The sequence below is a fragment of the Defluviitalea raffinosedens genome, assembly GCF_016908775.1.
In the GTDB taxonomy this organism is placed as follows: domain Bacteria; phylum Bacillota; class Clostridia; order Lachnospirales; family Defluviitaleaceae; genus Defluviitalea; species Defluviitalea raffinosedens.
Genome location: NZ_JAFBEP010000006.1, coordinates 37787 through 59434, shown reverse-complemented (window position 1 = coordinate 59434; position 21648 = coordinate 37787). Strand labels below are relative to the sequence as shown.

The window sequence follows — 21648 nt, the reverse complement described above, 5'->3', positions numbered from 1 at the left end:
TGTATTTTTTTGAGGAGTTCGTTGTATGGGCAAAATTTGTAAGTTTTTTAAGGATGAAAATGAGCCGGGATTTTCATACATTGAAGTACTGGTTGCCGTGACTATTTTTTCTTTTTCTATTCTGTCAATTTTGACTATGAGTTTTAGTGCCTTAAAAAATGCTATATTCGGCAGACGCTGTTATGAAGCCGCCATTATGGCACAGAATTTATCAGAAGAGATAAAGAAGGCAATTGAAAAACGATTGATGAACGGTGAATTATTGGAAGAAGGGGAAGAACCAAAGTCGCTGGCCTTATTCTTAAACTCTAATGATACGGACTATTGTATATTTAATCAAGCTTTTAACGGAAAAGAATATGAATATGACGTTTATATTAAGCAGACAGAAACAAATCAAACACAATATCAGTTAATGGCTGATCAAGTCCTTACATTAGTACATATTGATGAAGGAAAAAAGATTGAAGTACCATCACTTATGCCAGATACCATTACAGAATTAAGTCTTTCTCCTTCTAATATTAGTATTTTCAATCCTTACAATTGTACAAACGTACCCAATTTTGCCGATTATTTCAATTACAACGGAAGCAATTGGAGCATTAAAATGAATTACCCAGCTGACAAAATTCAGGTGGATTTACAGGAGGAAAGTACAGTTCCTCTTAATTGTAAAATTGTAGTTCGGTATGTATCTTCTTTTCCTGTCCCATTAGTATCTGATGATAGAGTTGAGATTTATTTAGATGCCTCAGAAGTAGACTTGGAAGCATTTAAATTAAGCATTCGACTTGAAAATAATACGAAATCCAATGTACTATTTATAGTTTATCGAAGAGATGAAGTAAACCAACTGGATAAAAATATTGGTATTTTTCCAATTCAGAATGATCCGGAAGGCAATATTTTTATAGAGCGAAAAACTCAGACAATTCCACAGAATAATTATATCATCAGAATTGTTGTCAGAGATAAAAAGAATGGTTCTAAAATTTTAAAAGACATGGTAGATCTTTATTCGCACGATTATCGTATTGCCACCTATTAAAAGGGGGTTTTTAGTTTAAATGAAAAAGAAAATTAAAGAATTATGGATCAAAGAAGAAGGAAATGCGCTGCTTCTGGTTATGCTCCTGGTAATGTGCATGTTGATGATAGGAGGAGGAATTGCCGGAGTAGCTTCTTTTCATATGGAAATGAGCCAAGCTTATAAAAATACTTCCAGTCTTTACTATGCAGCTCAATCCGGGGCAGAGAAAATAGTGGATCAACTAAATAAAAGACTTATAGAAGAAATGCCAAAACTTATGGAAGAATCGTCTAAAGAAGCAAAAAATGAAATTGCACCTCTTAAGCCTAAAAATCTTGAAGAATTTATGCCAAGCCCGGATTATTCTAAACTTACATATAATATAGATCCCAGTAATTCTTCCCCTTATGAAGGAGAATTTATTTTATTGAATCGATACCAAGATCTCTTAAAAGAAAAAGCAATTAAAACAATAACAGTAAATACCATTTGTGAACCTGATGCGGTTTTGATGGAGATTGATTATGTCATTAAGAATGAAAAAAATTACTCTGTTGTTCATGCGGAATTAAAACCAAAAATAAAGTCAGGAAAAGTGGAAGGGTTAAAAGTATTGTCTACTGCGACCTTAAAAAAAGAACCTTTTTCAGCAGAAATAATCTCTAAAATCATATTAGAAGGAGACATAGTTATTTCTGATTTAATAGGCCATAAGGAGTTTTTTTTGGAAGAATATAGATGGATGGATGAGAACTTAATCCCTAATACATTTAGAAGCCCAATATTAACTTTTGGAGATTTGGTTATTACAAATGATGCACAAGTTATAATTGAGGGAGATATTCGGGCAAAAGGGTATATTCCTCCCCATAAAGTAGTAAGAAGCAACGGCAAAAAAGTATACCCAGAATTAGAGGAATACGGAGGCATCTATGTATCTCACGGAGGCAGATTAACTGTTTATGGAGATGTAATTACACTGTCCAATCTTCATACAATTAAGAAACCAAATGATGGAGACACGGCTATTACAGTTCATGGGGATGTATTTGCTAATTCTGTTGTGATTGAAGATGATTATCCGTACATTAATTCTGCCGGGAAGTATAATACTGAGAGATTTTTAAAGGATAGAGTAGAAGGACAAAAGATTAATATTTATGGAGATGTATACATTGATAATGATATTGCCATTGACCGTTACGTTAAAGGAAATGGTAATGAGGCAGATATAACGATTACAGGAAGTGTCTTTGGCATCACTAATTTTGATATTCATTCTTCAGATCCTGATCCAAATAAGTCCAGTGGGATCTATGCGATGGGAGAAAATACTCAAATCTCCATAGGAAAGAATGTATTTATTCATGGAAATGCTTTTATAAGTTTTGATGAAGGGGAAAATTTTAGTGCATTATATGAAAGTGTAGGTGCACCTTATGAAGAAGTGAACAGTATAGATGCGTATGCCTTTCCACCTGACAGTGATCCAATTTATCTTAAATTATTCAAAAATTCTATTAATACTAACAGAATTAGATTGAATTTAAAGGAGTCAGCAGGAAATTATTTTTATGCTCCATATATGATTAGTGCAATGAATGCTTCGGATACAGAAGGAAAAGTTTATCGAGGTAATCCTGATCCATCGCTTGAAAATTATAGCCCGGAAAAAATAAGGAACCATTCTTTATTTGATGATCCTGAAGAATTGAAAAATTTGTTCAATAGAGGAAAGGTAGATGAAAGTGCGCTTGGAGTTATTAATTCTAAATGGAATGAAAAAATATTTGCAGGCAGCAGCTATACGATTAAAAAAATCATAAGCAACGGATTAGAATTTTTAAAAGGTGAGGATAGAACTATTAATCCTTATAAAAGGAATTATTTTATTGATGGAATAACGAATTACGATTTGCTGAGCAATTATCGTGGTATTCAAGGATATATGTTTATTAAAAGAGATATTTTTTATAAAGGTATTGATGCAAGTTCTGCCGATCACCCACTTCCTGTAGAAATGATATTTCATGGTGATATCATTAGTAATCATTCTGATGTGGTAAATAAATTACAACCATTGGACGCTTTAGACCCCATTATGGGATGGAAAGAGGATCAGCCTGTTTATATATACAATAGCGATTATTATGAAAATAAAGAATTGGATATAGGAAGTTTTTATGATAAGCGTCATAAACCAATTAAAACCGTAATCATAGATAAAGGATCGGGAACTCTTACTCTTAAAGCAGACACTTCGAGTAAAAAAGAATTTTATGGTCTTATTATTTCTAATGGAAGAGTAGTATTTGACGGAGTAGAAAAATTTACAGGCGTCATGATTTCAAAAGGCAGAATAAAGGATGCGAATGGAGATGGTATGGAAGAACAGATTTTTACAGAAGAATTAGCAAAGGGAGCATATGCAGGGATCCTTATTAAGAATGATTTAAAGATCGAATACGATCCAAATGTCTTTTTTGATATTAGATGTCAGGACCGTTCAATGAAAAGAGTGATTTTAGATTATTTAGGATTCACAAATTATCTAGGGAATACCAGTGATGTTGTGCAGATTTTAAAACCCAGTATTGATTTTGAGAACATTCAAAAGGTGGATTTTAGTTCTAAATCGGTGATTGATATTAAAAATACTCAAGCCTACAAAGGCGTTCGTTTCGAAATGAAAACTTTAAGGCAAATTGATGAATGAAGGAAGTGAAAGTATTGAAGAGAACAGTGAAACTATGGGTAAGTGTAATTCTGATGATGGCCCTTTTTGCAGGTTGTAGTGTTTTAGGTACCTCTTCCAGGGAAATAAGTAATATAATGAATTCAGAAAGCACTGAGGAAGAAAATAATGAGGAAAATTTTCTTGCCGATTATGGTAATGAATTTGATTTATTGAAAAATGAACTGATAAAATTTTTCAGGCAGTTTTTTAGTGTTTCGGAAGAAGAAATCCTTGTACTCAATGCCTACCCCAAAAAATTAAATGATGAATATTGGAATGAATATGCTTTAATTAAAGAATATGTTTTTAAACTTTTAAAAGGATATATGGCGCCTGAATTAGAGGAGAAATTTGAAAACCAGTTTTTAACAACAAATATTCATTTCCCTCGTTTCATTGAAGTCAATGGAAAAGTGATCATAAAATATCTTGATGTCGAAGATGTTAATTATGAAATCATTGAAGAAGATAAGCCCAGATATACTCTTCTAACAGATGTTATTGTAAAAGGGGAAGTCATTTCTAAAGAAAAATTTATACAATTATATAATTATAATGCTGAAAAAAACTACTATACAAGAAAGGAAAATAAATCCATACTAGAAGAGTCAGATCAGGATGAAATAAAAGTAAAATGTGCTTACATTTTAGAATTGGTGAATAAAGATGAAAAAGTTTCTTTGATGAGTTTAAAAGAAAATGGAGAAATATACATTTCAGAAGAAAATAGAAGGAATATTCTAAATAATGATTTTCTTCAAAGAGTACCTTATCTGGAAAGTCCTCAAGTTTCAGATGAAGCTTTAATTAAATTATTTTTCAATCAATTTATGAATCAGGATAAAGATTCATATCAATACTTTCAATATGCATATGATACAGGTTATAATATGTTTGAGCAGATGTTGTCAGATTTAGATTTAAAAGATTACGTTATGTTGGAAAAGGGAAAATATAAGGAACAATTTCCTAAAACGACCATACCGGCTAAAGACGATATAATATCTATAAGTATGAATAAAGAGGATATAAAAGTTAGTGTACATCCTGATACGTCTAGAAAAATCAGAAAATATTTTGCTGATTTTCCTGCAAAGGTACGATTGTCTGATTATACGAATTCCGATATAATTTATAGATATCTGGTTGTTATAGAGGATCAAGGAGAACAGGGAGCGAAGATTAAAGGAATTCAATATCTTTTTATGGATTCCAATACATCGTTTATAGAAATTAAATCCAATGAAAATGCAGAAAATGCTGAGGAAAACTAAAACATAATAAGTAGAGGTGCATAATGTTAAAGCAGTTATTTCCTACAGATTACATACCGTCTATCTTTGACTTGAATATAAGTGAATTAAAAAGGCATCACATTAAAGGGCTGATTTTTGATATTGATAATACCCTGGTGCCTTTTGATGTTGCCCATCCTGATGATAAAATCATTCATTTTTTTGAAGAATTAAAAAGCAATGGGTTTAAAGTCTGTCTGGTATCAAACAATACAGAGGAAAGGGTAATCAAATTCAATGAAAAGCTGAAGCTCTTTGCTATTCACAAGGCTTCAAAGCCTAAGAGCAGAAGTTTTAAAAAAGCTATGGAATTAATGAATACTGATAAAGATAACACTGTAGTGATTGGAGATCAAATATTTACTGATGTATGGGGTGGGAATAAAGCAGGAATTAAAACTATTCTGGTTGTTCCCGTTAGTGAAAGAGATGAATGGGTTACTAAAATTAAAAGAGGTTTAGAAAGAATTGTAATTAAAATTTACGAGCGTCAAAGGAAGAAAGTAAAATGAAGTATGTAGATCAGATAAATGGAAGTACAAAAGTATATGGTTTAATAGGGCATCCTATAAAGCACACTTTATCGCCTATTATTCATAATACCTTGGCAAATATGCTGGGGAATAACATGATTTATGTCCCTTTTGAGGTTCCTTCTGGTGGATTAAAAGAAGCGTTAGTTGGTGCGTATCAGTTAAATATTCAGGGATTAAATGTCACTGTTCCATATAAACAAGAAGTCATTCCCTTTCTTTTGAAATTAGAAGGATATGCCGACCAAATAGGAGCAGTGAATACGTTAAAGAGAAGTAAAGATGGTTATATTGGATATAATACCGACGCAGAAGGTTTGCTTCAATCTTTATTGCAAAATGATATTAACATCAGGGGGCAAAACATAATGATCATTGGAGCAGGGGGAGCAGCCAGAGCTGCAGCAATGGTTACGGCTTCCCAAAATCCTAAGCAAATTTTGATTGTTAATCGTACCCAAGAAAAGGCACAAGAGCTTGCGCAGGCAGTTTCTCGCTATTATAATGTTCCCGTTAAATCCGGCTCTCTTGATTTCATTGTTCAGGATTTCCCAGTTGACGTGTGCATTCAGACTACTTCTGTTGGGCTTTACCCCAGAGAAGACCAATCTCCAGTTACAGACGAGACTTTTTTTACTCAGGTACAAGCTGCAGTGGATTTGATCTATAATCCTTCGGAAACATTGTTTCTAAAAATGGCAAAGGCTGCAGGATGTAAAACTGTTAATGGATTTGGTATGCTTTTTTATCAGGCAATAAAAGCGTACGAAATTTGGAACGAAATCATAGTACCTCAAAATTACGTTGATCTATTATTTCAAAGTTTAAAAAAAGAACTAAACCTTTAGATTACCTGCTTTCCTGAGAAAGAAGGAGTATATGAAAAGAGAAAACGGGTTTACTTTAATTGAATTGATCATAGTTGTAAGTATTCTTTCTATTTTACTCTGCATAGTTATGCCTTCTTTTCATTTGCCAGAAAGAGTGATACTTAGGAATGCCGCTCAGGAGTTAAAAATGAGTATACGTTACACTCAAAAAAGAGCCATTCAAGATGGTAAAAAATATTGGCTGAGATTTTATGATTCACAGAATTTATATATTATATCTTCAAATGCTTTTGGTACTCCTTTAAAAAGAGTACAATTAAGTCCTGACATTAAAATGGAAGAGATTGTATTTTCGACGCCTAAAGAAATAAAATTTACAGTAAAAGGAACAACCGGTTCAGGAGGACATCTATATTTAAAATCTAAGAATTTTAAAGTTAAGATAACTGTCATGCCGGGCACAGGTAGGGTTAAAATCTATGAAATACAGAAAGTTAACTGAAAAGCAAAAATTTAATTTGGATAAGTTTGAAAATTAATTCATAAATCATATAAAATATTTTGGGAAAAATATAAGGGGGAATTATAATGTTGGAAATTAAAAACTATATGGAGGATTTAGTTTTTGCACAATTAGATGAAGTAGTAAAAGATGTAGGTGCATGTGGCTGCGAAAAATGCAGAATGGATATTGCCGCTATTGCTTTAAATTCATTAAAGCCTCATTATGTTGTTACAGCAAAAGGTCGTCTTTATACCAAACTCAATACACTTCAGCAGCAATTTGATGTAGATGTGCTTTCAGCGATTACAAAGGCAGCCATGTTTGTAAAAATGAATCCACGCCATGAGCAAAATTAAGATGAGCAAAAATATTGTATTAATAGGATTTATGGGAAGCGGTAAATCCACCACTGGAAAAGTCCTTGCTCAGAGAATTCATTATTCTTTTATTGATTCTGATGAGTTCATAGAAAGCAAAATCAAAATGTCTATATCGGATTATTTTATACAATATGGTGAAGATCAGTTCAGATCATTAGAAGAAGATATCATCTCACAAATTGCATTGACTTCAAATACAGTAATTGCCACAGGCGGTGGCATTGTTAAAAATCCTAATAATATTTTGAATTTAAAAAGCAATGGTATCATAATTTATCTTAAAGGATCTCCGGAACATATTTTTGAGCGGTTAAAATATGATACTACAAGGCCGTTATTAAATACTGAAAACAAATTAGAAACAATAAAAAGTTTATTAAAGCAAAGAAGTCCTTTATATGAAAGTGCTTCTGATATTATAATAGATATAGACAATAAATCTATAGATGAAGTTGTAGTCTCTATTTTGGAACGAATGAGGGGAAAAGCAATATGAAAAAAATACTTGTTATTCATGGACCTAACCTCAATTTTTTAGGGATTCGTGAAAAAGGTGTTTACGGTGAGATGTCGTTTAATGAGCTGAATGATTATCTGTTAAAAACTGCAGAAGAAATGGGTATAAGTTTGGAAATATTTCAATCGAATTGTGAAGGGGATCTGATCGACAGATTACAGCAAGCTTATTACGATGAAGTAGATGGCATTATTATTAATCCGGGAGCATATACTCACTATAGTTATGCGCTTAGAGATGCTATCGCATCGATCAATATTCCTACCGTAGAGGTCCATCTTTCCAATATTCATAAACGAGAGGAATTCCGTCATACCTCTGTGACTGCCCCTGTATGCATAGGTCAGATTGCAGGGTTTGGAGCATATAGTTATATTTTAGGAATGCAGGCGTTAAGTAAAAAATTAAATATTAAATAGACATCTAAGGAGAATCTGTATGAATGAAAGACTTAAAAAATTAAAGGATCAAATAAGCGCACTTCATTTGGATGGAATCTTGATTCAAAACCCCTTTAACAGAAAATATATAAGTGGATTCAGTGGTTCTGCAGGAATTTTATTTATTTCTAACGAATCTTCTATTTTATTTACTGATTTCCGCTATATAGAGCAAGCCAAAAAGCAGGCTCCTGATTTTCAAATTGTAAATCATACTACAAGGGGACTTTATAAAGAACTTAATGAATTAATTCAGAAGGAAAATATTAAAACCCTTGGTTTTGAAAGTGAAACTGTCACATTTAATGAGTATAAGGAATATGAGAAAAATTTATCTGTTTCAATGATTCCAACGAGTAAAATCGTTGAGAAAATAAGAGCAATTAAAGATGAAAATGAGATTGCTTTAATTAGAGAAGCTGCCAGAATAGCAGATCAGGCATTTAGTCATATCCTTCCTTTTTTAAAAGAAGGAGTAAGCGAAAGAGAAGTTGCCTTAGAATTGGAATTTTTTATGAAAAAAAGTGGTGCTTCTGATTTATCTTTTAGTACCATAGTAGCATCTGGAGCTTTTTCTGCTTTACCCCATGCAGTACCGACGGATAAAAAGCTGGAAAAAGGTGACTTTCTTGTCATGGATTTTGGGTGTGTTTATAAAGGTTACTGTTCAGATATGACGAGAACAGTTGTAATTGGAAAAGCAAGTAACAGGCACCGAGAAATATATGAAACAGTCCTAATGGCTCAGAAAATGGCTTTAGAAGGAATAAAACCTTTTGTGAAAGGTAAAGAAATTGACAAGATCGCAAGAGATCATATTGCAAGTCAAGGATACGGAGAGTATTTCGGCCATGGATTAGGGCATTCTGTAGGTATGGAAATCCATGAGAATCCAAGATTTTCTGTGACAGAAGAAGGGATTATTGAACCAGGTACAGTGATTACAGTAGAGCCTGGAATATATATTCCTGATTTTGGAGGAGTACGAATTGAAGATTTAGTAGTAGTAAGAGAGCAGGGCATAGAGAATCTCACAAGGTCTCCAAAAGATCTAATTGAAGTATAAGGAAAAAAATAATTGAAAAAAATCGAATTTTAGTTTAAACTATACAAGATATATTATATAAGTTGTTTTTTAGTAACAAATTAAGGAGGAAAAATATGATTTCAGCTGGAGACTTCAGAAATGGTGTAACTATTGAATATGAAGGGGAAATTTATGTTGTCATTGAGTTTCAACATGTAAAACCAGGAAAAGGTGCGGCATTCGTAAGAACTAAATTGAAGAATTTAAAATCCGGAGGAGTAGTGGAAAAAACTTTCCGTCCTACAGAAAAGGTACCGAAGGCTCATATTGAAAGAAAAGATATGCAGTATTTGTATAATGACGGAGAATTATACCACTTCATGGATGTTGAAACCTATGATCAAATTGCATTGAATGAAGATCAGTTAGGTGATTCATTGAAGTTTGTAAAAGAAAACGATATGGTTAAGATTCTATCCCATAAAGGAATAGTATTCGGTATAGAACCGCCATTATTTGTTGAATTAGAAGTAACTAGTACTGAGCCTGGCTTTAAAGGAGATACTGCTACAGGAGCAACGAAACCTGCTATAGTAGAAACAGGAGCAACTGTAAATGTTCCTTTATTTGTAGAGATAGGGGACAAAATTAAAATAGATACTCGTACGGGTGAATATCTCTCTAGAGTTTAGTAAATGCTATAGTGGAGAGATTTATAGTAAGGAGGCTTCGCCATGAGATCATTAAATGAAAAAGTTGCATACTTAAAAGGCCTTGCGGACGGCATGGAGCTGGATACTTCTGTAAAGCAAAATCGTCTTTTATTAGAGATGATTGATATCTTAGAGGATATAGCGTATTCCATCGAAGATATTCAAGATATAACCGATGAGCTTTACGATGAATGTCAAATGGACTCTGATGAAGATTGCCAATATCAATGTCCAAATTGCGGAGAGCTAATTCATATAGAGGAAAAATTGATAGAAAATGGCGAACAGCTCATATGCCCGGAATGTAATGAACCTATTAAAGTTGCAATTGATTATGACGAAGATCCTGAAGAATAAGAAAACCAAAAGTCTATGGTGAGAACCATGGACTTTTTTTATGAAAAAATCAAATTACTATTTCAAATATGCCTGCAGTTATTGCAGGCTTTTTCTTTTGCAATGAATCATTGAAAAGTCATATTTATGGACATCCCTTCATACAATTAAGTAAAGATCAAACAAAGGAGGAATCCAATGAACACGAAAGAAATTATTTTGTCTGCATTAGGCATTCGATTGAAAAATTTATTTTGTAAAATATCTGAACAGGAGTTTCAAAGGATTCAAGAAATAAGACTTAGAGCTAACCAGCCTGTTATGATTGTAAAAGATAGTGGATTTTGGTTTATTACACTAGGTGGACATTTAAGTAAAGATATTGAACAAGCATTTAGAACAGATCCCAGAGATTTAGCCGACACCCTACAAATGATGAGTGATTATTCCATTTATGCATTTGAAGAAGAAATACGAAATGGTTACATTACTCTTCAAGGGGGGCACAGGGTAGGAATAGTAGGCAAAGTGATCATGGAAAACGGATATATAAAAACTATGAGATATATAGGTGGAATGAACATTCGAATTTCACACCAGGTGATTGGCTGCGCCAGCAAACTACTTCCTTATTTACTCAATGAAAAAACCGTCTTTCACACATTAATTATTTCGCCTCCCAGGTGTGGAAAAACTACCTTACTCCGCGATGTTATACGGCAAATCAGCAATGGAATTCCTCCCAAGTTTAATGGTGTTACAGTGGGTGTAGTGGATGAACGTTCGGAAATTGCAGGCTGTTATCAAGGTATTCCTCAAAATGATATAGGCATGAGAACCGATGTTTTGGATTGCTGTCCAAAAGCTGAAGGTATGCGCATGCTTCTTCGTTCAATGTCACCGGATATCATTGCAGTGGATGAGATTGGAAAATCAGAGGAGATTTATGCTATAGAAGATGCTATGAATGCAGGAGTAAAACTAATTTGCACAGTACATGGCAGCTCATTGTTAGATATTCAACGAAAACCAGTTTTAAAAGAATTAATTGATAAAAAGATCTTTGAGCGTATGGTAATTCTAAGTTATAGAAATGGTCCGGGAACTATTGAAAATATTATTGATGCAGGTTCATTAAAATCATTAACGGGGAGTTGACAATTTTTATGCTGATTAAATTTATAGGAGCTATATGTACTGTCATTGGCACTACTTGTATAGGATTTCTTCTTGATCAGTTAGAAGTATATAGAATGAATGATTTAAAAGCGCTGAAAAAGGCATTTATTTTTTTAAAAGGAGAAATAGATTATATGATTACGCCTCTTCCTGTGGCAATGGAAATAGTGGGAAAAAGAATTGGTTCCAATATTGGAAAAATTTTTGCTTGCGCAGGACAGTTAATGAGTAAAAAAACTGGATTTAATGCAGCAGAATTATGGGAAAATGCTGTGGAACTCCATATAAAAGATACATATCTGTCTAAATCAGACAAAGCCATATTATTATCTTTTGGCAGTGCGTTGGGATATTTGGATAAAGAAACGCAGAAAAACAGTATTGACCTATGCATTTTATATTTAGAAGATGAGATGAAAAAGTTAGATTTGCACCATCAAAAAAACGGAAGATTATACAAAAGTTTAGGAATTTTAAGCGGATTATTAATTGTTATACTGCTCTATTAAAAAAATAGGAGGGAGACTTATGGATATTACAGTAGTATTTAAAATTGCTGCCGTCGGGATATTAGTTTCAGTGCTCAACCAGGTATTGGTAAGATCTGGAAGAGAAGAACAAGCAATGCTGACAACATTAGCAGGCCTTATTGTTGTTCTTTTTTGGATTATTCAATATATCAGTGATTTGTTTCAAACCGTTCAAACATTGTTTCAGCTTTAGGGGATGAAGATATGGAAATAGGTCAAATCGTGGCTATTGGGCTCATTTCAGTTATTTTAGGTCTTATACTGAGTAAGCAAAATCCTGAATGGAGCATGTATATTAGGATCGCAGCAGGAATTATTATTTTTGCAGTCATTATTGATCGTTTAGGTATTGTCTTGGAGATCGTAAAAAGAATGAGTGAAAAAATTGATATTGATATTATTTATATTGAAATTGTTTTTAAAGTTTTAGGAATTGCTTATATCTCTGAATTTGGCGCACAGCTCTGTAAAGATGCAGGAGAATCCTCAATAGCATCAAAGATTGAATTTGCAGGAAAGGTGTTGATTATAACTGTATCGGCACCAGTTATGCTTGCTTTAATGGATATCATAACAAGAATTATTCCATAGGGGTTGTGAATATGAAAATCCTACAAAAGATTATCATTATTTTTTTAATTTGGCTAATCTTTTCCCAAACAATTTACGCAAAACCTGTTGAAGAGATATGGACCAAGCAATTGGACACAGTAGATTTTTCATCCATTGAACAAGTCGTCAACAGGATTAAGAAGCAATCGGACAATTCATATCTTGAGGAATTTGATTTTAGTGAGACAATAAGAAAAATTATTAAAGGAGAAATAGATTTTTCGATCCTCAGTGTAACAAAAGTAGTAGTGAAACTTTTTTTTCAAGAAATAAAGGGATTCATGAGTCTTATAGGAAAATTACTTATAATTTCCATATTGTGTGCTTTACTGAATAATATAGCTGAATCTTTTCAGAATAAATCCACATCACAAATTGGATTTTATGTGTGTTATATCGTTCTTATCATTCTTCTTTTGCAGTCGTTTCAAATCGCCATGGAAGTTTCTCAATCCACTATTGAGAATATGGTTTTAATTATGCAGTCCGTACTGCCCATACTGCTAACTTTAATGATGACATCAGGAGGAGTATCCTCTGGAACTATTTTTGAACCTATTATTTTATTTTCTGTTCAGACGATTTCAATGTTTGTAAAAAGCATTATTCTTCCAACTATTTTTTTAATAGCTGTTATCGGAGTTGTAAATTCTCTTTCAGGCAAAGAAGTTCTGAAAAAAATGAAAGAACTTTTTGAGCAAATCACGGATTGGATTCTTAAAGGAATTGCTGCGTTATTTGTTGGAATTATGGGTATACATGGGCTTACGGCCCCAGCTTTAGATGGAATCATCAATAATGCGGCTAAATCTGCTGTGAGTACATTTGTACCCATCGTTGGAGAAGCATTGAGTGGAGCTGTAGATGTGGTTATGAACTGTTCGCTTCTCATAAAAAATGCTATTGGTGTTGGGGCCATTATATTGTTATGCATTTATTGCATCATACCGGTGATCAAAATACTTTCGTTTCTGTTTGCATACAAAATAGCAGCAGCCCTTATTGAACCCATATCGGATAAAAGAATCGTAAACTGCATTTCTGACATGGGAGAAGCCTGTAAAAGATTATTTACGTGTATTTTTACTGTTAATATTTTATTCATTGTTTCAATAACTATATTAGTTGGAGTAGGAAGTATGATTGCAATGCTGAGGTAGGTGGTTGGATGATTACATTAATTGGAGAATGGATAAGAAAGATAGCACTTTTTGTTATTTTTTCAGCGCTTATTGAGATATTAATGCCTGAAAGTCATTTTAGAAAATATATTCATATGATCTTGGGATTTGTTTTAATGCTTATGCTTATTAGACCGATCACCTATATTTTTTTTGACAATAAGGATACATTTATCAATTTAGTTGAGATCAATCAGCTGGAGATGGAACGACAGAGTATTGCAAGGCAAAGCAGTATTATTGAATCAAAACAAGAAGAGCTTATTTTGGATACATATAAATCCAATCTTGGGGAGCAAATTGAAAAATTGATTGAAAGCAATACCAATGTCGACGTTGGAAATATCAAACTCTATGTCAATGAAGATAAAAGCGATAAGAGCTATGGCATTCTTCAAAAGGTAGAACTAACAATAATAAAAAATCAAGAAACTGGTTCAACAACTGCTGAAATAGAACCCATTCAACCCATAAAAATTAATATAGATCATAGTGATAAGGAAAATAAAAAACAGACCCGCAAAGAAGACGAATTGGAAAAAAATATAAAAAATTTATTAATCAGCTTCTATAATTTGTCCGGTGATAATATACATATTACTGTACAAAAGAAATAACAGAGGTGAATCAAATGGAAAAAATAAAAGAGTGGCTGAAATCTTTACATAAAGAGAATAAAAAGATTATTTCCAATATTCTTTTTCTGACAGGGATGGGAATTTTGTTTATTGTTTTAGGGAATACAATATTTACAGATATTCCAAAAACCATATCCAGAATGCAAAATAAATCAAGCAATACGAGTAGAATCATCAATGAAACCAATCAATCCTACGAAGAGAATAAGTCGTATGAGGAAATTATGGAAGAAAGAATTGAAAACATTTTTTCCAAGATGGAAGGAGTAGGTAAAGTAAAAGTTATGATTACCATATCTTATGGAAGAGAAGTACATATCGCCGAAGATGTTAATTCTACTTATTCTATTACCAATGAAGAAGATCAGCAGGGAGGTCGCAGGGAAGTAAAAAACGAAGATGTACAAAGCAAAATTGTTATGCAAAGTACAGGATCAGGAAGCACCCAGCCCATTGTATTAAAAGAAAAACAACCAGAAATTCAAGGGATTCTGATTTTAGCTGAGGGGGGTGACGATCCGAGGATAAAGCAGCAATTAACAGCAGCATCAGAAACTTTACTTGGCGTTCCTGCACATAAAGTACAGGTATTCAAAATGAATAATAAATAAGGGGGATTAATTATGTTCGTATTTAAAAGAAATCAAATTATTGTTACAGCATTGGTGGCTATGATTGCAATTGCAGGATATCTCAACTATACAGACAGCAGCCGAATGAAGGATGCAGAAGTTGTTTATGATGAAGAATTAGATGTTACATCCAGTATTCCCGATGATGCTATGATTATGGAAACAATGGAGACAACGGATCCTTCCGATGGAATCATTGGAGAAGCTTTAACGAATGATCCTGAACTTTTAGCATTGGATGACTTTGAGCAAGCAAGTACTGATAAAGATTCTCTGGCGGTGGCATCTGGAGAAGAAACAGCTGACAACGAAGATCCAGGAGCTGCAGTATTTGTAAACAGCAGTACAGATACACCTTATTTTGCACAGGCTAAATTAGATAGAGAACAAGCAAGAGCTCAAGAAAAAGAAATTTTGACCCAATTATTAAATAATAAAGATTTAGAAAAAGACAAAAAGTCTAAAGCAGCTGAAGAAATGTTAAACCTTCAAAAACGTATAGAAAAAGAATCAGCAACAGAAGCTATGATTGAAGCGAAAGGTTTTAAAGAAGTTTATGTAAGAATCAATGATAATGGTGTGGATGTTGTAGTGAATAAAGAAAAATTAACAGAGCAGGAGCTAGCTCAAATTGAAAAAATAGTTCGTAATGCTACAGGATTTGACGCGGATAAAATTCAAATTATTCCGCTAAAATAACAATAAAACCAATTTGCAAATGTAGATAAATCTGTTATAATGGTTTTAAGAAAAATTCACCATTTGAATTTTATCTACTTTTGCTGTAGGAGGAATCGAAATGGACGAGAAAAGTACTTATTCGATGAATGATATAAATCAAGTTGGGCAAATTCAGATTGCCGATGAAGTTATTGCAATTATTGCCGGATTAGCTGCAACGGAAGTGGAAGGCATTGCAGGGATGTCTGGTAATTTTGCTGGAGGCATTGCAGAAGTTTTGGGAAAAAAGAACCTGTCAAAAGGCGTTAAAGTAGAAGTTGGAGAAAGTGAAGTATCTATTGACTTATCTCTTGTAATCAAATTCGGATATAAGATTCCGGAAGTTGCTGCTAATGTTCAAAAAAGAGTTAAGAATGCTGTTGAAACAATGACCGGACTTTCCGTTATAGAAGTAAATCTTAATATTACAGGTGTTCATTTTGAAAAAAATAAACCTGGTAATTCAGATAAAGAAAATGAATTTTTTGAATAAGGAATGGAAAATTAACCCTTAAATATAATTATATTTAAGGGTTAATTTAAGTGTAGAGACAGAGAATACAGAAATAACTTCGAGGAGGAACAAAATGAACCGCCGTAGAGTGAGAGAACATATTTTTACCTTATTGTTTCAAAAAGAGTTTGCACAGCCTGATGAGGAGCAGGAAAGAATAGATTTATATTTTGAGCAACATTCTCATATAAAAGAACATGATAAAAAATATATTTTAGATGAACTTCAAGGAATTTCTGAGCATTTGGAACCGATCGACCAGCTGATATCCAGTTATTCAAAAGGCTGGAAAATCGAAAGAATGTCAAAGGTGGATTTAGCTATATTTCGGCTTGCTATCTATGAAATGTATTATAGAGATGATATTCCCAAAAGTGTAGCAATCAATGAAGCCATTGAACTGGCGAAAAAATACAGCAGTGATGAAGCGCCAGGTTTTATTAATGGTGTATTAGGAAAGATTTCTTCTTCTGTGGAAGCTGTTGCCTATGAGGAATAATAAAGTCTTTACCGTATCTGATATCAATAAATATATTAAAGCCCTTATAGACATGGATTATATTCTGAATAATATTTGGGTGCAAGGAGAAATATCCAATTTTAAGAGACATACTTCTGGACATATGTATTTCACTTTAAAAGATCAAAACAGTGCTATTTCTTGTATTATGTTTAGAAGCAGTGTTTACTCCCTAAATTTTGAACCTAAAAACGGTATACATGTAATGGTTCAAGGGGCAGTTTCTGTATATGAGAGAAGCGGACAATATCAAATTTATGTCAATAAAATGGAAAGAGAAGGTATAGGTGCTCTTTATGAAGCCTTTGAAAAGCTAAAGAAAGATTTGGAAGCTGAAGGTTTGTTTGAAAAAGAGCATAAAAGACCAATTCCTCCTTTCCCAAGATGTATAGGAATAGTTACATCTCCGACAGGTGCAGCTATAAAAGATATTATCCAAATTTCAAAAAGAAGAAATCCTAATATAGATTTAGTCATTTATCCTGTTTTGGTTCAGGGAGAAGAAGCACCAAAAAGTATAGCGGAAGCAATAAAAGCCATGAATGAATGGGGACAAGCTGACGTGTTAATTGTTGGGAGAGGTGGAGGATCTATTGAAGATCTTTGGGCATTTAACGAAGAGGTTGTCGCAAGAGCGATTTATGAGTCTAAGATTCCCATCATTTCTGCAGTTGGGCATGAGACAGATTTTACAATTGCAGATTTTGTAGCTGATCTTAGAGCCCCAACCCCATCAGCTGCTGCAGAATTAGCTGTTCCTTCAAGAATTGAATATATCTCTAAAGTTTCCAATATTGTGAGAAGCTTAAATCAGCTAATAGATAGACGAATTTCTTTATATTCTAACAGACTTTTGGGCATGCAAAATCGTGTAATATTTAAAAAGCCTATGGAATTAATTTATCGCAGGCAGCAAGACTTAGATGATTTAGAGCAAGCACTTCATAAAAATATCAATAATAAATTAAGAACCTATAAAACTCATCTGATTCACACAATAAATACTTTAGAGACTTTGTCCCCTTTAAATACATTAACCAGGGGGTATTCTATTATTATGGATCATCATGGACAAACCATTTCATCCGTTAAAGATGTTAAAATCAATGAAGATGTCAATATTCGAGTGAAAGATGGATTCATTCAGGCATGTGTTAAAGGAACCCGGAAGGAAGTGGAGAAGGATAATGCCTAGGAAAAAACGCTTAACTTTTGAAGAGAGCTTAGAACGACTGGAAGAATTGGTCGATATACTGGAAAATGGAGATATTTCTTTGGAAGAATCTTTAAATTATTATAAAGAAGGAATAGAGTTAGCTTCTCTTTGTTCAAAAGAACTGGAAGAAGCTGAAAAACAGGTTATGATGCTGCAAAAAAATGCTGAAGGAAAGTTTATAGAAAAGCCTTATCAAATAGAGGAGAATAACAATGAATTTTAAAAAGGAACTGGATAACAAAGTAGAAATTACTAATAAATATTTAGAAGAATTCCTTCCACAACCTCAAGGATATGCAAAAGTGATTTATGATGCCATGAGATATAGTTCTTTTGCAGGAGGGAAAAGACTTAGGCCAGTATTAATGATGTCGGCTTTTGAGGCTGTTGGAGGCGTTGGAGAGATTATTTATCCATTTGCCTGCGCTTTAGAAATGATCCATACATATTCTTTAATCCATGATGATCTTCCAGCAATGGATAACGATGATTATAGAAGAGGAAAATTAACAAATCATAAAGTGTATGGTGAAGGATTGGCCATACTGGCTGGAGATGCACTCCTGAATCTAGCTTTTGAGATCATGATTAAAGCGGCGAAAAAACATAAATCCTGGGAAGCTATTGATGCAATAGATATTATTGCATCTTCCGCAGGAGTAAAAGGAATGATTGGTGGACAAGTTGTTGATTTAATTTCTGAAAATAAAAATATAGATGAAGATATCCTTCATTATATCCATGAGAATAAAACTACTGCAATTATTCAAGCTGCTTTAAAAGCAGGGGCAATTTTAGGGCAAGGATCAAATGAAGAAATTAAAGCCTTGGAGAGATTTGGATATTGCTTAGGAATGGCATTTCAAGTTCAAGACGATATACTGGATGTCATCAGTACCCAGGAGGAATTAGGAAAGCCTATTAAAAGCGATGAAAGAAATGGAAAGGCAACCTTTGTATCTTTAAAAGGATTAGAGTCCTCAAAAGAATATGTGAAACTGCTTTCCCAAGATGCTGCACATCAATTAGAAATTTTTAAAGAGAAAGGGCAGTTTTTATTCTGGTTGTCAGAATATTTAATGTCTCGCACTTATTGAGGAGGATTAGCTTTGTATGCAGTTGAATCTATATTCAGAAACGAAGTTTTAAGAACATCTATTTTAGCATGGTTTGTTGCCCAATTATCTAAAATGATTCTGGTACTTATCCAAAGTAAAAGAATGGATTTTTCAAGATTGATTGGCTCAGGAGGGATGCCTAGTTCTCATTCTGCTTTTGTAATGGCCATGTGTGTGGGAGTGGGAGAGCAAATGGGTTATGATTCTGCTTTCTTTGGGGCATGTCTTGTTATTGGACTTATTGTTATGTACGATGCAGCAGGGGTGAGAAGAGCTGCTGGGAAACAGGCAGCTGTTTTAAATAAAATCATCGAAGAAATTGAGCATGACGAATTACATTTTGAAGAAAGGCTCAAGGAACTTTTAGGTCACACCCCTATCGAAGTCCTTGTGGGAGCGATCCTAGGTATAGTAATTGCATTGATTCGTATGTAGTTAGGGGCGGACATTGTTCGCCCATTATTCTTTCTTAATTATGATTCTATGCTTGAAATCATCTATGGTAAAAGGTTAAAATAAGACAAAACATAAAATTGTTACTTAAAGAAAGAAGGGAGCAGTTTGAAGCAATTCATCGATATAATTGATTCACCCGAAAAACTAAAAAAATTAAGCATAGATCAACTTAATATTGTTGCAAGAGAAATAAGAAATTTCTTAATTAATACACTTTCCCAAACAGGTGGGCATCTGGCTTCTAATCTTGGAGTGGTAGAATTAACCTTAGCACTTCATTATTGCTTTAATTCTCCCCAGGATAAGATCATCTGGGATGTAGGACATCAAAGTTATGTTCATAAAATTCTCACAGGCAGAAAAAATAGCTTTGCGACATTAAAGCAAAAAGGAGGTCTTAGCGGTTTCCCCAAAAGGAAAGAAAGCGTCCACGATATATTTGAAACGGGACACAGTTCTACATCTATATCGGCAGCCTTAGGCATGGCTGCAGGAAGAGATCTGAATAAAGAAAATTATTCGGTTATTGCCGTGATTGGAGATGGTTCCTTAACAGGGGGAATGGCATTTGAGGCTTTGAATAATGCTGGGAGATCCAACACCAATTTGATCGTCATATTAAATGATAATCAAATGTCTATCTCTCCCAATGTAGGGGGCCTTTCTAAGTATTTAAATAATATTCGAACAGAACCCGTATATCTTGAAGTAAAAGAAGATATTGATCAGATTTTAAAGAAAATACCCGGTATAGGAAAAAGTGTTGCAAAAACAGTAAAAAGAACAAAAGAAAGCATACGATACTTATTAGTGCCGGGAACCTTGTTTGAAGAGCTCGGTTTTACTTATGTTGGTCCAATTGATGGACATGATATGAAATCTCTTGTCAGTGTACTAAAAAAGATAAAAAAGATGAAAGGGCCTATTTTTCTTCATGTAAAAACGATTAAAGGAAAGGGTTATTCTCATGCTGAAAAGCTTCCCTGTGAATATCATGGGGTTGGACCTTTTGATGTAAAATCTGGGAAAGCTTTGGGTATATCAAAGGAAGAAACATATACAGATGTATTTGGAAAAGCAATAGTTCGTTTAGCCAATGAAAACAAAAAAATTGTTGCGATCACAGCGGCTATGCCTGACGGTACCGGGCTTAAAGGGTTTCAGGAAAAATATCCCGAAAGATTTTTTGATGTTGGGATTGCAGAGCAGCACGCTGTAACCTTTGCAGCAGGCTTGGCTTCCAGCGGATTTCATCCTGTTTTTGCAGTTTATTCTTCATTTCTTCAAAGATCCTATGATCAGATTATTCATGATGTATGCATTCAAAATCTTCCTGTTGTATTTGCAATTGATAGAGCAGGTATTGTGGGCCCGGATGGAGAAACGCATCAGGGGATTTTTGATTTGTCCTTTTTATCGCATATGCCTAATATGACGATTATGGCACCCTGCGATAAAATGGAACTGGAAGAAATGCTGAAATTCGCTTTTACAGTAAAAGGGCCAGTAGCCATTCGCTATCCCAAAGGTAAAGCCCTAAATGTATTGACTTCAGATAGAATACCTATTCAATATCAAAAAAGTGAGCTTATTTTTGATGGAAAAGACGGAGTTATCCTTGCGGTTGGGAAAATGATGGAATTTGCAAAAACCATTGTAGAAAATTTAAAAGCAGAAGGAATAGAACTTTCTTTAATTAATCCCAGATTCATTAAGCCTATAGATGAAGAAATGATTCTTAATCTTTGCGCTAAACATAAGTTTGTTTTCACTATGGAAGACAATGTTATTACAGGTGGATTTGGCTCCAATGTTTTGCAGATTCTCGCCCAACATAACATTAAAGATGTTTTCGTTAAAATTTTTGCTTTTCCAGATCAATTTATAGAACATGGTAGCTGCAGTGAATTATATAAAGCATATCACTTAGATGCAGACAGTATGCAGAAGACAATAAAGAACATATTAGTTGAAGGATGATCAGCG

At 33.6% G+C, this 21648-nt stretch carries 27 protein-coding genes; all 27 read left to right on the top strand.

Annotated features, from left to right (window positions below; all coding sequences use genetic code 11):
- The first annotated feature begins 25 nt into the window (after positions 1-25).
- The 27 genes from JOD07_RS06435 (at position 26) to dxs (ending at position 21642) form a co-directional block, all read left to right on the top strand.
- On the top strand, positions 26-1051 hold the full coding sequence (locus JOD07_RS06435; RefSeq protein WP_204612931.1) for a type IV pilus modification PilV family protein: 1026 nt from the start codon (positions 26-28) through the stop codon (positions 1049-1051).
- Positions 1052-1070: 19 nt separating this feature from the next.
- A complete protein-coding gene (locus tag JOD07_RS06430) occupies positions 1071-3749 on the top strand; it encodes a hypothetical protein (protein WP_204612930.1) in 2679 nt (892 codons plus the stop codon).
- A complete protein-coding gene (locus tag JOD07_RS06425; protein WP_204612929.1) occupies positions 3746-5044 on the top strand; it encodes a hypothetical protein in 1299 nt (432 codons plus the stop codon). The genes JOD07_RS06430 and JOD07_RS06425 overlap by 4 nt, the downstream gene beginning before the upstream one ends.
- A 23-nt stretch (positions 5045-5067) precedes the next feature.
- On the top strand, positions 5068-5577 hold the full coding sequence (locus tag JOD07_RS06420; RefSeq protein ID WP_158739155.1) for a YqeG family HAD IIIA-type phosphatase: 510 nt from the start codon (positions 5068-5070) through the stop codon (positions 5575-5577).
- Entirely contained in the window at positions 5574-6446 is an 873-nt protein-coding gene (aroE, locus tag JOD07_RS06415; RefSeq protein WP_158739154.1) for a shikimate dehydrogenase, read from the top strand. Before JOD07_RS06420 ends, aroE begins: the two co-directional genes overlap by 4 nt.
- Before the next feature lie 31 nt (positions 6447-6477).
- Positions 6478-6930, top strand: a complete 453-nt coding sequence (gene comGD / locus JOD07_RS06410) for a competence type IV pilus minor pilin ComGD (protein ID WP_158739153.1) — start codon at positions 6478-6480, stop codon at positions 6928-6930.
- Positions 6931-7016: 86 nt separating this feature from the next.
- The gene (locus JOD07_RS06405; RefSeq protein ID WP_158739152.1) at positions 7017-7289 is read left to right on the top strand and encodes a late competence development ComFB family protein; all 273 of its coding nucleotides are present in this window, start codon (positions 7017-7019) and stop codon (positions 7287-7289) included.
- Positions 7276-7809: a shikimate kinase gene (locus tag JOD07_RS06400; RefSeq protein ID WP_158739151.1), complete on the top strand. Its 534-nt coding sequence runs from the start codon at positions 7276-7278 to the stop codon at positions 7807-7809. The genes JOD07_RS06405 and JOD07_RS06400 overlap by 14 nt, the downstream gene beginning before the upstream one ends.
- Positions 7806-8249 (top strand): type II 3-dehydroquinate dehydratase, encoded by a 444-nt coding sequence (gene aroQ, locus JOD07_RS06395; protein WP_158739150.1) that lies wholly within the window; start codon positions 7806-7808, stop codon positions 8247-8249. The genes JOD07_RS06400 and aroQ overlap by 4 nt, the downstream gene beginning before the upstream one ends.
- 19 nt (positions 8250-8268) lie before the next feature.
- Entirely contained in the window at positions 8269-9336 is a 1068-nt protein-coding gene (locus JOD07_RS06390; RefSeq protein ID WP_204612927.1) for a M24 family metallopeptidase, read from the top strand.
- Positions 9337-9431: 95 nt separating this feature from the next.
- Positions 9432-9989 (top strand): elongation factor P, encoded by a 558-nt coding sequence (gene efp, locus JOD07_RS06385; protein ID WP_158739148.1) that lies wholly within the window; start codon positions 9432-9434, stop codon positions 9987-9989.
- A 42-nt stretch (positions 9990-10031) separates the two neighbouring features.
- Positions 10032-10367, top strand: a complete 336-nt coding sequence (locus JOD07_RS06380; RefSeq protein ID WP_158739147.1) for a CD1247 N-terminal domain-containing protein — start codon at positions 10032-10034, stop codon at positions 10365-10367.
- Positions 10368-10544: 177 nt separating this feature from the next.
- Positions 10545-11504: a stage III sporulation protein AA gene (gene spoIIIAA, locus JOD07_RS06375; RefSeq protein WP_204612924.1), complete on the top strand. Its 960-nt coding sequence runs from the start codon at positions 10545-10547 to the stop codon at positions 11502-11504.
- An 8-nt stretch (positions 11505-11512) separates the two neighbouring features.
- The gene (locus tag JOD07_RS06370) at positions 11513-12034 is read left to right on the top strand and encodes a stage III sporulation protein AB (protein ID WP_158739145.1); all 522 of its coding nucleotides are present in this window, start codon (positions 11513-11515) and stop codon (positions 12032-12034) included.
- 19 nt (positions 12035-12053) lie between these two features.
- Positions 12054-12248, top strand: coding sequence for a stage III sporulation protein AC (spoIIIAC, locus tag JOD07_RS06365; protein ID WP_158739144.1), 195 nt, complete (start codon positions 12054-12056; stop codon positions 12246-12248).
- Between the two features lie 11 nt (positions 12249-12259).
- On the top strand, positions 12260-12646 hold the full coding sequence (gene spoIIIAD / locus JOD07_RS06360) for a stage III sporulation protein AD (RefSeq protein ID WP_158739143.1): 387 nt from the start codon (positions 12260-12262) through the stop codon (positions 12644-12646).
- 11 nt (positions 12647-12657) lie between these two features.
- Positions 12658-13827, top strand: a complete 1170-nt coding sequence (gene spoIIIAE, locus JOD07_RS06355) for a stage III sporulation protein AE (protein ID WP_204612923.1) — start codon at positions 12658-12660, stop codon at positions 13825-13827.
- Positions 13828-13835: 8 nt separating this feature from the next.
- Positions 13836-14465, top strand: a complete 630-nt coding sequence (gene spoIIIAF, locus JOD07_RS06350; protein WP_158739141.1) for a stage III sporulation protein AF — start codon at positions 13836-13838, stop codon at positions 14463-14465.
- Between the two features lie 14 nt (positions 14466-14479).
- Complete coding sequence (spoIIIAG, locus tag JOD07_RS06345) at positions 14480-15097, top strand: stage III sporulation protein AG (protein ID WP_158739140.1); 618 nt, start codon at positions 14480-14482, stop codon at positions 15095-15097.
- 12 nt (positions 15098-15109) lie between these two features.
- Positions 15110-15817 (top strand): SpoIIIAH-like family protein, encoded by a 708-nt coding sequence (locus JOD07_RS06340; protein WP_204612914.1) that lies wholly within the window; start codon positions 15110-15112, stop codon positions 15815-15817.
- 94 nt (positions 15818-15911) lie between these two features.
- Positions 15912-16331 (top strand): Asp23/Gls24 family envelope stress response protein, encoded by a 420-nt coding sequence (locus JOD07_RS06335; protein WP_334296494.1) that lies wholly within the window; start codon positions 15912-15914, stop codon positions 16329-16331.
- A gap of 94 nt (positions 16332-16425) precedes the next feature.
- Entirely contained in the window at positions 16426-16851 is a 426-nt protein-coding gene (gene nusB, locus JOD07_RS06330) for a transcription antitermination factor NusB (protein WP_204612912.1), read from the top strand.
- Positions 16841-18067, top strand: coding sequence for an exodeoxyribonuclease VII large subunit (gene xseA / locus JOD07_RS06325; protein WP_158739136.1), 1227 nt, complete (start codon positions 16841-16843; stop codon positions 18065-18067). Before nusB ends, xseA begins: the two co-directional genes overlap by 11 nt.
- A complete protein-coding gene (locus JOD07_RS06320) occupies positions 18060-18311 on the top strand; it encodes an exodeoxyribonuclease VII small subunit (protein WP_158739135.1) in 252 nt (83 codons plus the stop codon). The genes xseA and JOD07_RS06320 overlap by 8 nt, the downstream gene beginning before the upstream one ends.
- Positions 18301-19185 (top strand): polyprenyl synthetase family protein, encoded by an 885-nt coding sequence (locus tag JOD07_RS06315; protein ID WP_204612910.1) that lies wholly within the window; start codon positions 18301-18303, stop codon positions 19183-19185. Before JOD07_RS06320 ends, JOD07_RS06315 begins: the two co-directional genes overlap by 11 nt.
- 12 nt (positions 19186-19197) lie before the next feature.
- Entirely contained in the window at positions 19198-19641 is a 444-nt protein-coding gene (locus JOD07_RS06310; protein ID WP_158739133.1) for a divergent PAP2 family protein, read from the top strand.
- Between the two features lie 126 nt (positions 19642-19767).
- Positions 19768-21642, top strand: coding sequence for a 1-deoxy-D-xylulose-5-phosphate synthase (gene dxs, locus JOD07_RS06305; protein ID WP_207756849.1), 1875 nt, complete (start codon positions 19768-19770; stop codon positions 21640-21642).
- The last annotated feature ends 6 nt before the right edge of the window (positions 21643-21648 follow it).